General features: G+C 75.0%; 13 protein-coding genes and 1 pseudogene. 8 read left to right on the top strand and 6 right to left on the bottom strand.

Annotated features, from left to right (window positions below; all coding sequences use genetic code 11):
• The 6 genes from MNY62_RS23800 to MNY62_RS23825 all read left to right on the top strand — a co-directional run.
• Nucleotides 1-1,340: TolC family protein (locus MNY62_RS23800; RefSeq protein WP_242346824.1), on the top strand; the 1,340-nt coding region annotated here is incomplete at its 5' end.
• A gap of 68 nt (nucleotides 1,341-1,408) precedes the next feature.
• Nucleotides 1,409-2,755: a sensor histidine kinase gene (locus MNY62_RS23805; RefSeq protein WP_242346825.1), complete on the top strand. Its 1,347-nt coding sequence runs from the start codon at nucleotides 1,409-1,411 to the stop codon at nucleotides 2,753-2,755.
• Nucleotides 2,752-4,203, top strand: coding sequence for a sigma-54-dependent transcriptional regulator (locus MNY62_RS23810; protein WP_242346826.1), 1,452 nt, complete (start codon nucleotides 2,752-2,754; stop codon nucleotides 4,201-4,203). Before MNY62_RS23805 ends, MNY62_RS23810 begins: the two co-directional genes overlap by 4 nt.
• A 146-nt stretch (nucleotides 4,204-4,349) precedes the next feature.
• The gene (locus MNY62_RS23815) at nucleotides 4,350-4,925 is read left to right on the top strand and encodes a hypothetical protein (protein ID WP_242346827.1); all 576 of its coding nucleotides are present in this window, start codon (nucleotides 4,350-4,352) and stop codon (nucleotides 4,923-4,925) included.
• 132 nt (nucleotides 4,926-5,057) lie between these two features.
• A complete protein-coding gene (gene pruA / locus MNY62_RS23820; RefSeq protein ID WP_242346828.1) occupies nucleotides 5,058-6,689 on the top strand; it encodes an L-glutamate gamma-semialdehyde dehydrogenase in 1,632 nt (543 codons plus the stop codon).
• Nucleotides 6,690-6,723: 34 nt separating this feature from the next.
• A complete protein-coding gene (locus MNY62_RS23825) occupies nucleotides 6,724-7,173 on the top strand; it encodes a hypothetical protein (RefSeq protein WP_242346829.1) in 450 nt (149 codons plus the stop codon).
• A gap of 40 nt (nucleotides 7,174-7,213) precedes the next feature.
• Here the strand turns inward: MNY62_RS23825 and MNY62_RS23830 are convergent, their stop codons facing one another.
• On the bottom strand, nucleotides 7,214-7,855 hold the full coding sequence (locus MNY62_RS23830; protein WP_242346830.1) for a CGNR zinc finger domain-containing protein: 642 nt from the start codon (nucleotides 7,853-7,855) through the stop codon (nucleotides 7,214-7,216).
• A gap of 89 nt (nucleotides 7,856-7,944) precedes the next feature.
• On the opposite strand from MNY62_RS23830, the gene MNY62_RS23835 reads away from it, so the two are divergent.
• Nucleotides 7,945-8,154, top strand: coding sequence for a hypothetical protein (locus MNY62_RS23835; RefSeq protein ID WP_242346831.1), 210 nt, complete (start codon nucleotides 7,945-7,947; stop codon nucleotides 8,152-8,154).
• A gap of 17 nt (nucleotides 8,155-8,171) precedes the next feature.
• Here MNY62_RS23835 and MNY62_RS23840 read toward each other — a convergent pair whose 3' ends face one another.
• From MNY62_RS23840 to MNY62_RS23850, 3 genes are all read right to left on the bottom strand, one after another.
• Nucleotides 8,172-9,533 (bottom strand): sensor histidine kinase, encoded by a 1,362-nt coding sequence (locus MNY62_RS23840; protein ID WP_242346832.1) that lies wholly within the window; start codon nucleotides 9,531-9,533, stop codon nucleotides 8,172-8,174.
• Nucleotides 9,530-10,234: a response regulator transcription factor gene (locus tag MNY62_RS23845; RefSeq protein ID WP_242346833.1), complete on the bottom strand. Its 705-nt coding sequence runs from the start codon at nucleotides 10,232-10,234 to the stop codon at nucleotides 9,530-9,532. The genes MNY62_RS23840 and MNY62_RS23845 overlap by 4 nt, the downstream gene beginning before the upstream one ends.
• A gap of 90 nt (nucleotides 10,235-10,324) precedes the next feature.
• On the bottom strand, nucleotides 10,325-10,762 hold the full coding sequence (locus tag MNY62_RS23850; protein WP_242346834.1) for a Spy/CpxP family protein refolding chaperone: 438 nt from the start codon (nucleotides 10,760-10,762) through the stop codon (nucleotides 10,325-10,327).
• Nucleotides 10,763-10,901: 139 nt separating this feature from the next.
• Between MNY62_RS23850 and MNY62_RS23855 the strand changes: the two genes are divergently transcribed.
• Entirely contained in the window at nucleotides 10,902-12,920 is a 2,019-nt protein-coding gene (locus MNY62_RS23855; protein ID WP_242346835.1) for an ABC-F family ATP-binding cassette domain-containing protein, read from the top strand.
• A 59-nt stretch (nucleotides 12,921-12,979) separates the two neighbouring features.
• Here the strand turns inward: MNY62_RS23855 and MNY62_RS23860 are convergent, their stop codons facing one another.
• Together MNY62_RS23860 and MNY62_RS23865 are read right to left on the bottom strand one after the other, a co-directional pair.
• Nucleotides 12,980-13,399, bottom strand: a complete 420-nt coding sequence (locus MNY62_RS23860) for a hypothetical protein (RefSeq protein WP_242346836.1) — start codon at nucleotides 13,397-13,399, stop codon at nucleotides 12,980-12,982.
• Nucleotides 13,400-14,215: 816 nt separating this feature from the next.
• Nucleotides 14,216-14,644: pseudogene (locus tag MNY62_RS23865) on the bottom strand (hypothetical protein); the annotation flags it as partial.

Raw genomic sequence — 14,644 nt, forward strand, 5'->3', positions numbered from 1 at the left:
CGACCCCGACCCCGACCCCGACCCCGACCCCGACCCCGACCCCGACCCCGACCCCGACCGCGACCCCGACCGCGACCGCGACCCCGACCGCGACCCCGACCCCCCTCTCCCTCTCAGCCGCCCTCGCCGAGCTCGACGCCCAGAACCTCACCCTCGCCCAGGCGCGCGCCCGCGCGGACGAGGCGTCCGGCGTCGCGCGCCAGGCCGCCGCCCCGCTCCTCCCGACCCTCACCGCGGCGGGGAGCTACACGCGCAACCGCGACGACGCGGTGGTCTCCCTCGGCGCGCTCCTGCCCCTGCCGCCCGGCGCGGAGCCGCCCCGGCCGATCGTGATCCAGCCGCTCGAGCAGTTCGTGGTCTCGGGCGCCGCGCGCGTGCCCATCCTCGTGCCGAACGCCTGGTTCGAGCTCTCCGCGGCGCGCAGCGGCGCGCGGGCGGCTGCGCTGTCCGCCGACGCGGCGCGGAGCGACGTGCGGGCGGGCTTCGCGCAGGCGGCGCACGCCGCGATCGCGGCGGAGGAGGCGGTCACCGCCTCCGAGCGCGCGGTGGAGAGCGCGGCCGAGCTCGCGCGGAGCGCCGACCGGCGGGTCGCCGCGGGCACCGCCGCACCGCTCGACGCGCTCCGCGCCCGCACCGAGCAGGTCCGGCGCGAGAGCGATCTCGTCCGAGCGCGGGCCGAGCTCGAGCGGGCGCACCTCGCGCTCGGGATCCTGCTCGGCCGCGAGACGCCGGTGCGCGTGGAGGTCCCCTCGCCGGCCGACGCGCCGCCGCCGGAGCGCGACGGCCTCGTCGCGGCCGCGCTCGCCGCCCGCCCCGAGCTCGCCGCGCAGCGCGCCCGGGTGGACGCGGCCGACGCGCAGGTGCGCGGCGCCTGGGCGCGGCTCGCGCCGCAGCTCTCGGCGGGCGCCTCGATCTTCCGCTCGGACGTCGCCTACCCCACGGGCGAGAAGGACGGCTGGCGCGCCACCGTGGACCTCACCTGGCCGCTCTACGACGGCGGCCTCCGCTACGGGAAGCGCCGCGAGGCCGAGGCGCAGCGCGCCGGCGCGGAGGCGGCCGCCGAGGCGGAGCGGCTCACGGTCGTGCAGGAGGTGGAGGACGCGCGCCGGGACGTCGCGGTCGCGGCCGAGCGGCTCCGGCTCGCCGGGACGCAGCGCGGCCTCGCTGCGGACGCGGCCGCCTCGGCGCGGCGCAGCTACGCGGCCGGCGTCGCCTCGAGCCTCGACGTCATCGACGCCAACGATCGCGAGTACGCGGCGGACATCCAGCTCGCCGACGCGCGCGCGCGCGCCGCCCAGGCGCGCATCGCCCTCGATCGGGCCGCCGGACGCGCGCCCTGAGGAGCGGGATGATGCGGCGGCGGCGCGCGAGCGGGCGTATCTTCTCGGGCCGGAGCGAACCCCCCACGATGCCCCCGCCCCCCGGCCACCGCGAGATCCAGCACGAGGAGGTCTCCCGGCTCTTCGGGAAGATGGCCGGCGGCCGGCTCGCCGCGCTCCCGCCGATCGTGGTGCTGGCGCTCTGGCTCGCGTGGATCGAGCCCGCCGCCTGGCGCCGGGTCGCGCTCGTCGTGGCCGTGGTGGGGATGTGCGTCTTCTTCGTCGCGGAGTGGGTGCGCTTCCGCCGCCTGGGGTTCAGCCCGGGGGCGATCCCGCGGAACCTCGTCATCGCGACGTTCTGGCAGATGGGGATCACCGCCATCACGGGCGGCCTCGCGAGCCCGTTCATCTACATCGCCGTGCCGCTCGGGATGATCGCCGGCGTGTTCCTCCCCTGGCGCGCGAGCCTCCTGCTCTCGGGCGTGCAGATCGCGGCGACGTTCACGCTCGCGGCGCTCGGGGCGACGGGCGCGGCGCCCGAGCTGAACCTCCAGGTCTTCGGCGGCGGCGCGCGGGTCGGGCCGCCGGCCTACCTCTACACCCACGCGGCGATGCTCTCGCTCGTGTTCCTCTTCTCGAGCGGCGCGGGCCGCGCCCTCCGCTGGTCGTTCGACCGGATGATCCGGCGCGCGCTCACGGCGCAGCAGGCCTCGCTCGAGGCGCACGCCGAGCGCGCCGAGGAGCTCACCGCGCTGTCCGCCGAGATCGCCCACGAGCTCAAGAACCCGCTCGCGAGCGTGAAGGGGCTCGCGGGCCTGCTCGCGCCGGGCGTGCCCGAGGGGAAGGCCTCCGAGCGGCTGCAGGTGCTCCGGCGCGAGGTCGATCGCATGCAGGCGATCCTCGACGAGTTCCTGAACTTCTCGCGGCCGCTCGTCCCGCTCGCGCTCGGCGACGCGGATCTCGGCCTGCTCTGCCACGAGGTCGCGGCGCTGCACGAGGGGATGGCGCGCGAGCGTGACGTCGGCGTCGCGGTCCGCGCCGACGGCGTCTCCGCCCGCTGCGATCCCAGGAAGGTGAAGCAGATCCTCATGAACCTCGTGCAGAACGCGCTCGACGCGAGCCCCGCGCGCGCCGCGGTCGAGCTCGAGGCGGCGCGGGGCGCGGACGGCGCCGCGCGGGTGCGGGTGCTCGACCGCGGCCGCGGCGTCGATCCGGCGGTCCAGGGCTCGCTCTTCTCGCCCGGGGCGACGACGAAGCCGCGCGGCTCGGGGCTCGGCCTCACCATCGCGCGCGCCCTCGCGCGGCAGCACGGGGGCGACCTCGTCCTCTCGCCGCGCCCGGGCGGCGGCACCGTCGCGGAGCTCGTCCTCCCTCCGCCGCCGCGGGCCGCCGGGGGCGGAGAGGCCGGCGGGACGGGCGGAGGTCGCGCCGCATGAGCCCGCTCGCGCGCGTCCTCGTCGTCGACGACGATCCCGGCGTCCGCTACACGCTGCGCGAGATCCTGGAGAGCGAGGGGCTCCAGGTGGACGAGGCGGCGGACGGCGCCGCCGCGCTCGCGAGGCTCGAGGCGCTGCCCGCGGATCTCGTCGTGACGGACCTGCGCATGCCGGGCATGGACGGCATGGAGCTCCTGCGCCGGATCGCGGGCCGGCCGGCCGCGCCGCGGGTCGTGCTCGTCACCGCGCACGGCTCGGAGCGGCAGGCGGTCGAGGCGATGAAGGCGGGCGCGTACGACTACTTCAAGAAGCCGTTCGAGACCGACGAGCTGCTCGCGGTGGTGCGACGCGCGCTCGAGGCGGTCCGGCTCTCGCACGACAACGAGCGGCTGCAGGGCGAGCTCGTGCTCTCGCGCTCGATGGTGTTCGCCTCGGAGGCGATGCGGCGGCTCGCCGTGCTCGTCGCGCGGGTGGCGCCGCGCGACGTGACCGTGCTCGTCACGGGCGAGAGCGGCACGGGCAAGGAGCGGGTCGCGGAGGCGATCGTGCGCGCCTCGCGCCGCGCCGACCGGCCCTTCGTCCGCTTCAACTGCGCGGCGCTCACGCCGGAGCTCGCCGAGGCGGAGCTCTTCGGCCACGCGAAGGGCGCCTTCACCGGCGCGGTGCGCTCGCGGCCCGGCCTCTTCGGGGAGGCGGACGGTGGGACGATCCTGCTCGACGAGGTGGGCGAGCTCGCGCCGTCGGCGCAGGCTAAGCTCCTCAGGGTCCTGCAGGAGGGCGAGGTCCGGCCGGTGGGCGAGGAGCGGGCGCGGCACGTGGACGTGCGCGTGCTCGCGGCGACGCACCGCGATCTCCTGGAGCTCGTGCGCACGGGGAGGTTCCGCGAGGACCTCTACTACCGGCTCGACGTCGTCCAGCTCCGCGTCCCGGCGCTGCGCGAGCGGCCCGAGGACATCCCGGTCCTCGCGCGCCACTTCCTCCAGCGGTTCGCGGAGCGCTTCGGGCTCGCCTCGCTGGCGGTGCCGGACGCGCTCATGGACCGGCTCGCCGCGCACGAGTGGCCGGGGAACGTGCGCGAGCTCGAGAACGCGATCGAGGGGCTCGTGGCGCTCTCGCCGCCTGAGGGGCTCGACCTCTCGCTCCTGCCCGGCGGCCCGGCGGCGGCCGGCGACGCGGGCGCCGCGCCCTCGCTCAAGCAGCGCGTCGAGGCGTTCGAGCGCGGGCTCGTCGTCGAGGCGCTGCGCGCCGCCGAGGGGAACCGCAGCGAGGCGGCGCGCCGGCTCGGCATGTCGCGCGTCACCCTGCACGACAAGCTGCGGAAGTACGGGCTCGGTGGGCGAGCGGAGGCGCAGCCGGATGAGGCTGCGCCGGAGCGAGCGGGGGCCCGGGGGGACGCGGCCTCCGCGGTCCCCCGGCAAGAAGGAGGCGAGGAGCCGGGCGGGCGCTGAGCCCGGCGCCCCTCGAGCGCGCGGTCGCTTCGCGCCGCGCAGGACATACACCTGAGGTGCATGGCCGCGCGCCGCGTCGGGGCCTCCCCGTCTTGCCTCCCCGCGCAGGCGCTCCTCCCGGACGGCGGCGGCTCATCGTTCTGGCGATGGTCGCGTTCGCGCTCGCCCTGCAGCTCGTCGCCGCGAGTCCCACCTTCGCCCCGCAGCCCGCGCCCGACGCCGGCCTGTTCCAGGGACGGGAGCTCGCCGCGGCCGGCCTCGGCGTGCTGGCGGGCGACGCGCTCGTGGTCGGGCTCGGCTACGCGACGCTCCAGCTCTTCGCGAACGACACCTTCTCGCCCACGGCCGGGAACTTCCGCACCGCCGCGTTCGCGCTCGCGGGCGCCGCGCTCGTCCTGCCGCCGCTCGGCGCGACCGTGGCCGCGCGGCTCGTGCGCGTGAGCCCCGCCGCGGGCGCCTTCTGGAAGGCCCTCCTCCTCGCGAGCCTCGGCCACGCCGCCGCGCTCGGCGCGGGTTACCTCGCCGCACCGCGCTTCTGGGTGGTGATCCCGGTGCAGCTCGCCGGCGTCGCCGCCGGGAGCTCGCTGGGGCTCCACTGGGGTCCGCGGGCGCGGCCCGCCGTCCGGCAGGATCCGGGCGGCCGGGCGACGCCCACGGACCCCGCGCGACCGGCGAAGGACGCGGTCGCGGTGGCGCTCTACCCGATGTGCCCGGACCGGTGATCCGCCCGGCCGGTGACCGCGACGGGTGAGCCGCCGCCTCGGGCGCGCGGCGTCCGGCGCCCCCCACGCGACGGCGAGGCGCATCTCCGGCTTCTGGGTTATCTTCCGCCCGCCCTGCACCCGGAGGAGCCCATGGCGAACGGCATGTTCCGCATCCCCGAGCCCCGCAACGAGCCCGTCCTCTCCTACGCGCCCGGCACGCCCGAGCGCGCCGCGCTGAAGTCCCAGCTCGCCGAGCTCTCGGCGCGGGAGATCGAGATCCCGCTCGTCATCGGGGGCCGCGAGGTCCGCACCGGCCGGATCGCGGAGGCGCGCGTGCCGCACCGGCACGGGCAGCGGCTCGCGCGCTGGCACCAGGCGGGTCCGGCGGAGGTCCAGGCCGCGATCGAGGCGGCGATGCAGGCGCGCAAGGCCTGGGCGGCGATGGACCCGCACGACCGCGCGGCGATCTTCCTCAAGGCGGCCGATCTGCTCGCCGGTCCGTGGCGGCAGGTGCTGAACGGCGCGACGATGCTCGGCCAGTCGAAGACGCCCTTCCAGGCCGAGATCGACTCCGCCTGCGAGATCATCGACTTCTGGCGGTGGAACCCGCACTTCATGCAGCGGATCCTCGAGGATCAGCCGCACTCGCCCCCCGGCCAGTGGAACCGGCTCGAGTACCGGCCGCTCGAGGGGTTCGTCTTCGCGGTCACCCCCTTCAACTTCACCTCGATCGCCGCGAACCTGCCGACGGCGCCCGCGCTGATGGGGAACACGGTCGTGTGGAAGCCGGCCTCCTCGGCGGTCTACTCCGCGTGGCACATCCTGAAGCTCCTCGAGGCGGCCGGCCTGCCGCCGGGCGTCATCAACTTCGTCCCGGGCAGCGGGCGCGCCGTCGGCGATCCGGCCATCGCCAGCCCCGACTTCGCCGGCCTCCACTTCACCGGCTCGACCGGCGTCTTCCACGGCATGTGGCGCGCGATCGGCGAGAACCTCGAGCGCTACCGCGGCTACCCGCGCATCGTCGGCGAGACGGGCGGCAAGGACTTCGTGTTCGTCCACCCGTCGGCGGACGTGGACGCCGCCGCCGTGGCGCTCGTGCGCGGCGCGTTCGAGTACCAGGGCCAGAAGTGCTCCGCCGCGTCGCGCGCGTACGTCCCCGAGAGCCTCTGGCCGCAGCTCCGCGAGAAGCTCCTCGGCATGACCGCCGCGATCAAGATGGGCGAGATCGAGGACTTCACGACGTTCATGGGCGCGGTCATCGACCAGCCCGCGTTCGATCGGATCAAGAAGTACATCGAGATCGCCCGCGCCTCGTCGCAGGCGAAGATCCTCTTCGGCGGGCGCTGCGACGACTCGAAGGGCTTCTTCATCGAGCCGACCGTCATCGAGACGGTGAACCCGCGCTTCCAGCTCATGGAGGAGGAGATCTTCGGGCCGGTGCTGACGATCTACGTCTACGCCGACATCCGGCTCGACGAGGCGCTCGAGCTGTGCGGCTCGACCTCGCCCTACGCGCTCACCGGCGCGGTCTTCGCGCGCGACCGCGAGGCGATCCTCGACATGGGCAAGCGGCTCGTCGACGCGGCGGGCAACTTCTACGTGAACGACAAGCCCACCGGCGCGGTCGTCGGCCAGCAGCCGTTCGGCGGCGCGCGCGCCTCCGGCACGAACGACAAGGCGGGCTCCCTGGCGAACCTCATGCGCTGGGTCTCGCTCCGCGCCCTCAAGGAGACCTTCGACCCGCCGACCCGCTTCGAGTACCCGTACATGCGGGAGAAGTGAGCGGGCCGCGGGCTTCCCGGCGATGAAGCGTCCGATGCCCTGGAGCGTGCGGGTCGCCACGGCGGCCGTCGCGCTCGTCGTCCTCGTGCTCGTGACCGGCGTCGTGCTGGTCCTGCGCGTGCCGGAGATCCACTGGGCGCAGGTCGGGCAGCTCGGGCTCTACGCTGCGCTCTTCGCGGTGCTCCTCGCCGGGATCCTGACGCGCCGGCGCGTCGCGTGGCTGTGGGGTCGCTTCCTCGGGTTCTTCCTCTTCGCCGTCGCGCTCGTGGGCGTCCTCGCGAACGCCTCGCGGATGAGGGCCCCCGAGGTGGCGGCGCTCGCGCTCGGGTTCGCCGGCCCGATGCTGGCGGTGAGCCTCGCGTTCGGGCGGAGGAGCGCGCAGGAGTGGTTCGGGCTCGTCTGCCCGAGCTGCGCCACGCCCTCGTCGCGGGGAGACCTCCTCCTGCGCAAGGTGCGCTGCCCGCGCTGCGGGGGGACGTTCTGAAGGGGGTCGCGCCCCGGCTCCTCGCCGGGGCGGGCCGCGCTCACCCGTCGCCGGCCTCCTTCGCGCGCGCGTGGTGGCGGCGCGCCTTCGCGACGTTGCCGCAGTCCTTCATGGAGCACCACCGGCGCGTCCGCGCACGGGTCTGATCGAGGAAGAGCCAGCTGCACTCCTGGCTCTCGTGGAGGCTGCACACGCGCACGCGCTCGAGCTCACCCGAGGTGAGGAGCGCGGCCGCGGACTCGACGATGGGCCAGAGCGGCGCGTCGAGCGCGGCGGTCGTGTCGTCCCATCCGAGCGCGTAGCCCTCGCCGTGCCGCGCGAGCCGCCGGTGCGCGAGCGCGGTCGAGAGCGCGGCGGAGAGGAGCGCCTCGTCGGCGGGCGCGGGCTCCTGCCCCTCGGCGCGCGCGAGGAAGATCCGGAAGAGCGCCTCGCGCAGCGCGATGGCCTGGCGGAGCACGTCGTCGGCGTCCGCGGGCCGGCGCCGCGCCTCGCCGAGGAGCCGGCGCGCGAGCGGCTCGTCGACCGCGCCGGTCGCGCGCGCGAACGCCACCAGGTCCGCGTAGGCCGCGAGCCGCTCCCTGGGCTTCACGTCGCGCATGCTGACCGTGTTCGCGAAGTCGAGGCACAGCCGGCCGCCCGAGAGGTCGAACTCCCGCGAGGGGGTCATGTCCGTGGTCGCCATGTAACCATCATAATGCCACTTGACAGGTTACGCGCGCGGCGCCAGATCTAACCAGCAAGAATGACCAAGACGGTTAGACGGAGGATGACATGGCGACCCGCTCGATGAAGCTGTTCCTCTCGCCCCGCGCGGCTCCGGACACCTGGCGCGACCGCTGGCGCCTCGTGCGCGACCTGCTCGGCGGCGCGCTCGTGCTGGCGGTGTGGCTGTCGCTCTGGAGCTGGGTGGCGGTCGGGGTGGTGGGGCCGCTGTCGCGGGTCACGGTCCTCGAGGGCGATCGCGCGGCCGAGACGCTGTGAAGGACGACGCGACGCCGTCAGGCCGCCGCAGCTCCAGGCGCCGCCGGCAGCCGGACGCGCAGCGTGGTGCCCACCCCGGGGGTGCTCTCCACGTCGATCGTCCCGCCGTGGGCCTCGGCGATCCGCCGCGCGAGCGCGAGCCCCATGCCGACGCCGCCCGTGCCGCGGGCGCGGCTCCGATCGGTGCGGAAGAATGGGGTGAACACGCGCGGCAGGTCCTCGGCGTCGATCCCGATGCCGCGGTCGCGGACCTCGATCTCCACGCCTCCCCCGGCGGAGACGGCGGCGAGCGTGACGGGTGCCGGCGGCTCCGAGTACTTGGCGGCGTTGTCGAGGAGGTTCGCGACGAGCCGCCGCAAGAGCGCGGCGTCGCCGTCAACCTCCGGGAGCGACTCGGGCAGGACGAGCTCGAGGAGCCGGCCCGGGTTCGCCTCGCGGAAGCGCGCCGCGGCCTCGGCGAGGACCCCGTCGAGCTCCACCCGCGCCCTCGAGAGCGGCCAGGCCGGACCGCCGCCGGCGGCGAGGTCGAGCCGAGCGGCGGCGAGCACGTCCTCCACGAGCCGGTCGAGCTCGTCGAGGTCGGTCCCGATCTCGCCGAGGAAGCGGCGCGCCCGCTCGACGTCGCCCTCGGCCGCGAGCTCGAGCGCCACGCGGATGCGCGCGAGCGGCGTGCGGATCTCGTGCGACACGTTCGCGAGCAGCTCCTGCTCCCCGCGCACGAGCCGCTCCAGCCGCTCGGCCATCTCGTCGAACGCGCGCCCGAGCTCGCCCACCTCGGCGCGCCCCGTGACGCCGGCGCGCGCCGAGAGGTCGCCCGAGCCGAGGGCGCGGGCGGCGACGGTGAGCCGCTCGATGGGCGCGACGATCGAGCGCGCGAGCGGGATCGAGCCGAGCGCGAGCGCGGCGAGCACGGCGCCGATGAAGGCGAGGCCGCGCAGCGGATCGGGGCTGGCCGGCCCCCCGGCGATGAGGAGCAGGCCGCCGTCCTCGAGCGGCACCGCCCGGCCGAAGCCGTGCCGGCGGAGGCGGACCGGGTGATCGCGCGGCGGCGGGACGCCCGCCAGCGCGGGGTCGAGCGGCGGCTCGACGTTCGTGGCGCGCAGGGCGCCGTCCGGCCCGTACACCGACGCGTCGAGCGTGAACGCCTCGCGCCAGCGCGCGAGCTCCGCGCGGAGCCGCGCCGGGTCCTTCGAGAGCTCGTCCACCCGGGACCCGGCGTAGGCCGCCGCGCCGCCGGCGCGCTCCTGGAAGCCGCTCGCGCGTCTGAGCGCCCACCCGACCGCGGCGGTCGCGAGCGCGACGAGGAAGAGCAGGAGCAGGCCGTGCAGGTAGACCCGCCAGAAGAGCCGCCCGTGCCGGCGCCTCCGCGCGCGGGTCACTCGCCCTCCGCCGCGAGCAGGTAGCCGGCGCCGCGCACGGTCTTGATGAGCCGCGGGCGCTTCGGATCGTCGCCGAGCTTCTGGCGGAGCCGCGAGACGTGGACGTCGACGGAGCGGTCGAACGCCTCCTCCGCGCTGCCTCCCGCCAGCTCCATGAGCTGCTCGCGCGAGAGGATGCGCCCCGCCCTCCGCGCGAGCGCGTCGAGCAGCGCGAACTCGTAGCCCGTGAGCGCGATCTCGCGCCCGTCGAGCGTCACCCGCCGCGCGGCCGGGTCGATGACGAGGCCGCCCACGCGGACGGTCGAGGCGGCCGGTCCGGCGCGGCCGCGCGCGCGGCGCACGACCGCGCGGATGCGCGCGAGCAGCTCGCGCGGGGAGAAGGGCTTCGCGAGGTAGTCGTCCGCGCCGAGCTCGAGCCCGAGCACGCGGTCCGCCTCCTCCCCGCGCGCGGTGAGGACGATGACCGGCACGTCGGAGCGGGCGCGCAGCTCGCGGCAGACCTCGAGGCCGTCCTTGCCGGGCAGCATGAGATCGAGCAGCACCGCCTCGTAGCGGCCCGAGAGCGCCTCCTCGAGGCCGCGCCTGCCGTCGGCGACGTGCACCACGGCGAGGCCGTGGCCCTCGAGGTACTCGCGGGTCAGCGCGGCGAGCCTGCGGTCGTCCTCGACCAGGAGGACGAGATCGGGGGTCGTGGAGGTCACGGACGAGAGCTTAACGGAACGAGCGCCGAGCGGACCGGCCGCGATCCCGCTCGTGGATCATACGAGCTCGCCACGAGCGGGGCCGGACCGCTACCGCTGCATCCGCTGCTCGATCTTCGCCGAGAGCTTCGCGCGCTGGTCGGGCGTCAGGATCCCGTGCACCTCGATCCCCGCGTCCACCGCCTCGTGCGCGAGGGCGCGCATCGCGTCCGCGCGCTGGTCGACGAGCGCGTGGAGCGCCGCCGCGTCGGGTGCGTCGGCCTTCCAGGCCGCGAGGAAGGCGGCGCGGTCCTCGGCGCGCGTCCCGTGCAGCTCCTTCGCGCGGGCGAGCATCCGGTCCTTCACCGCGTGGATCCGGTCCCGCTGGTCCGGGGTCGCGTTCACCTCGTCGAGCGCCTCGTCGACGCGGGCGGTCACGAACTCGGCCATCCGGGCCGGGTCGTGCCGGTGGTGCCAGCCCCGGGCGAACCCCGCGAGCCCGACGACGCCCGCCGCGAGGACGAGGCCGAGGAAGATGGTCTTGCGCATGTGCTGTTCTCCTCATGTCCGGCGCGCTGGCGCCGGTGCCCGGCGCCCGTGTCCTGGTGCGCCGACGGTACGGAGGATGGCCGCCCCGCGTTGAGCGGGCTTGTTCGCGGCTTGAAGAAACGTTAACTCCTCGCGCCTCATGAGCCTCGTCGCCGGAAACGCGCTCTCCCTGGCCTACGGGCCGAAGGTCCTCCTCGACGAGGAGAGCTTCGCCATCGGACCGCAGGACCGGATCGGCCTCGTCGGCGCGAACGGCACCGGCAAGTCGTCGCTCATGCGCATCCTCGCCGGGCAGGTCTCCCAGGACTCGGGCGAGCTCGTCTTCCGCCGGGGAGCGCGCGTCGGCTACCTCCCGCAGGACGTCGCCGCGCTCCCCGACCTGCCGCTCGTCGACGCCGTCCTCGCCACCGTCCCCGGCCGCGCCGAGCTCGAGCGCCGGCTCCGCGCCGCGGAGGACGCACTCGCCGCGGCGCGCGCGGCCGAGGAGCAGCTCGAGCTCTCCGCTGCGCTCGCCGAGCTGCACGAGGCGCTCGATCACTTCGAGGAGCGCTTCGGGCGCCACCGCGCGGAGCGCATCCTCGGTGGCCTCGCCTTCACGGCGGACGATCTCGCGCGGCCCGCGCGGACGTTCTCGGGCGGCTGGAAGATGCGCGCCGCGCTCGCGGGGCTGCTGCTCCAGGATCCCGACCTGCTGCTCCTCGACGAGCCGACGAACCACCTCGACGTCCCGACGCTCGAGTGGTTCGACGCGTTCCTGCGCGGCTCGCGGCGGGCGCTCCTGCTCGTGTCGCACGACCGCGAGTTCCTGAACCGGCAGATCGACCGCGTGCTCGCGCTCGAGCCGGAGGGGCTGCGCGCTTACACCGGCGACTACGAGGACTACAAGCGGCAGCGCGCCCAGGAGGAGGAGCGGCTCCTCGCCGAGGCGAAGCGGCAGGGCGCGAAGCGCGCGCAGCTCGAGGGGTTCATCGAGCGGTTCGGCGCGAAGGCGACCAAGGCCCGCCAGGCGAAGTCGAAGGAGAAGCTGCTCGAGAAGATGGACGAGGTGCAGGTGCTCGAGCACCGCGCCACGGTCCGCTTCCGCTTCGCCGAGGCGCCCCGCTCCGGGCGCGAGGTGCTGCGGCTCGAGGGCGTCCGGAAGGCGTTCGGGCCGCGCGTCGTCTACCGCTCGCTCGACGCCGCCATCCAGCGCGGCGAGCGCGTCGGCGTCATCGGCGCGAACGGCGCGGGGAAGTCGACGCTCCTCAAGCTCGTGGCGGGCGAGCTCGCCGCCGACGCGGGCGAGGTGAAGCTCGGTCACAGCGTCCTCGCGGGCTACTTCGCGCAGCATCACTTCGAGCGCGGGGAGCACGACGGGGACGCCGAGGGCGCGATGCGCACCTTCGGCGCGCTCGATCCGGAGCGCACCGTCCTCGACACCCTCTGGGATCTCGTCCCGGACCAGGGCGAGGCCTACGTGCGCGGCGTGGCGGGCTCGTTCCTCTTCTCCGGCGACGACGTCGAGAAGAAGCTCGGCGTGCTCTCCGGCGGCGAGCGGGCGCGCGTCGCGCTCGCGAAGCTCCTCCTCGTGCCGGCGAACCTGCTCGTCCTCGACGAGCCGACGAACCACCTCGACCTCGACTCCTCCGAGGCGCTCATCGAGGCGCTGAAGGGCTACGCGGGGACGCTCCTGTTCGTCTCGCACAACCGGAGCTTCCTGAACCAGCTCGCGACGGTGATCTGGGAGGTGAAGGACGGCGGGATCCTGCCATTCCCCGGGAACCTCGACGACTGGCTCTACCACCAGAAGGAGCTCGAGGCCGCCGCCGCGGCCTCGGGCGCGACCGGCGCCGGCGCCGCGCGCGCGGGCTCGTCCGAGGCGGCGCCCGCGAACGACAGGGAGCGCCGCCGGCTCGAGGCCGAGGCGCGGAACGCCCGCTACCGGGTCGAGAAGCCGCTCCGCGATCGCATCGCCGCGCTGGAGACCCGCATCGAGGCGCTCGAGCAGGAGGAGCGCGAGGCGACGGAGGCGCTCGCCGACCCGGCGCTGTACCAGGACTTCGCCCGCGCGAAGCCGCTCATCGAGCGGCAGCACGCCGCGAAGTCGGAGCTCGAGGGGCTCTACGCGGAGTGGGAGGCGGCGCAGGAGGAGCTCGCGGGGCTCCAGACCGGGGGCTGACGCCGCGGACCTTCCGCGCGCGGCCCGCCCCCTACGACGGGCCGCGCGCGCTCTTCACGCTACGGTGTGAACGTCGCCGTCACCGCGTCCGCGCGGGCGTAGTCGTAGCTCGAGCGGAACGGTGCGGTCTCGACCTGCGCCCCCGGGACGCGCAGGGCCGAGATCCGCGCGGTGTACGTCGAGCCGTACTCGAGCACGCCCCACGGGATGCGGATCGCCGGCTGCGTCGTATGCAGCGAGGCGACGCGGCGGAGCCGGGTGGTCCCGCCCGACGCCAGGTCGAGGCGATAGAGGAGGACGAGGTAGCTCGTCGGCTCCCCCTGGGCCGGCGCCTCCCAGGAGAGTACCGGCGTCGGGCCGACGCCGGCGGCGGCCACGAACGCGTTGGCACCGTTGAGCCGCGGCGCACGCACCGGCGTCACCGCCGGGGAGATGGGCCCCGCAGCGGGCAGCGGCTGCTCGGTGAGGATGCTCGCCACGAGATCGCGTGGGGTGCTCGCACCGGGGGCCCGGGGGCCCCGACCGAGAGTAATCGCGACAGACATCGCGGGAGAAGGCGTTCGAAGCGCACCTCGGGCAAGGAGGAAGGGCAGTCCGGGCGAACCAGGCCGCCTGCGAGGTGATCCGGCGCGACTAAAGCGTGCCCGACCCGCGAGGAACGCTGGCTGCGCGCGCACCGCTGCAATGCCGACCCGGGGGGGAGCTGAAACAAGATGTGCGGTTACGAGCGAGCGGAGGGTTCTACGCGGCGCCCGCGCACTGGACGCCGTGGAGGACTCGCAGGAGGTAGGTGCCGGCGGGGAAGCCCACTCCCCGCACACCCGCCCTCCACGCGGGGCCCCGACCGAGAGTAATCGCGACAGACATCGCGGGAGAAGGCGTTCGAAGCGCACCTCGGGCAAGGAGGAAGGGCAGTCCGGGCGAACCAGGCCGCCTGCGAGGTGATCCGGCGCGACTAAAGCGTGCCCGACCCGCGAGGAACGCTGGCTGCGCGCGCACCGCTGCAATGCCGACCCGGGGGGGAGCTGAAACAAGATGTGCGGTTACGAGCGAGCGGAGGGTTCTAGGGGCCCCGACCGAGAGTAATCGCGACAGACATGGCGGGAGAAGGCGTTCGAAGCGCACCTCGGGCAAGGAGGAAGGGCAGTCCGGGCGAACCAGGCCGCCTGCGAGGTGATCCGGCGCGACTAGAGCGTGCCCGACCCGCGAGGAACGCTGGCTGCGCGCGCACCGCTGCAATGCCGACCCGGGGGGGAGCTGAAACAAGATGTGCGGTTACGAGCGAGCGGAGGGTTCTACGCGGCGCCCGCGCACTGGACGCCGTGGAGGACTCGCAGGAGGTAGGTGCCGGCGGGGAAGCCCACGCCCCGCACACCCGCCCTCCACGCGGCCAGGGCTAGCCGGTATTCGAGGACGAAGGACTTCAGGCGGAGGAGCCCTTCGATCCGTCTCCACTTGTCGCGCGCGGCGATCCGCGGCTTGAGCTCGAAGCGCGGCTCACCGTCGGGCGGCCGCGCAAAAGGATTCTGCGCGAGCACCCGCGCGACGCCGAGAAAACGACGGCCCTTGGCGGCGAGCCCCTGGTGGTGCTTCTGCTCTAGTGTCCTGAGTCGTAAGAAGCGTGACAGTTGGGCGCAATCGTGATCTACGGTCATGATGACGACCGGGATGAAGAACTCGCCTGTGCTCAAGCCCCTCGCGCTCACGGCGGAGGAGCGTGAGGC

Origin of the sequence: Anaeromyxobacter terrae, from assembly GCF_022690685.1 — a bacterium.
Classification (GTDB): domain Bacteria; phylum Myxococcota; class Myxococcia; order Myxococcales; family Anaeromyxobacteraceae; genus Anaeromyxobacter; species Anaeromyxobacter terrae.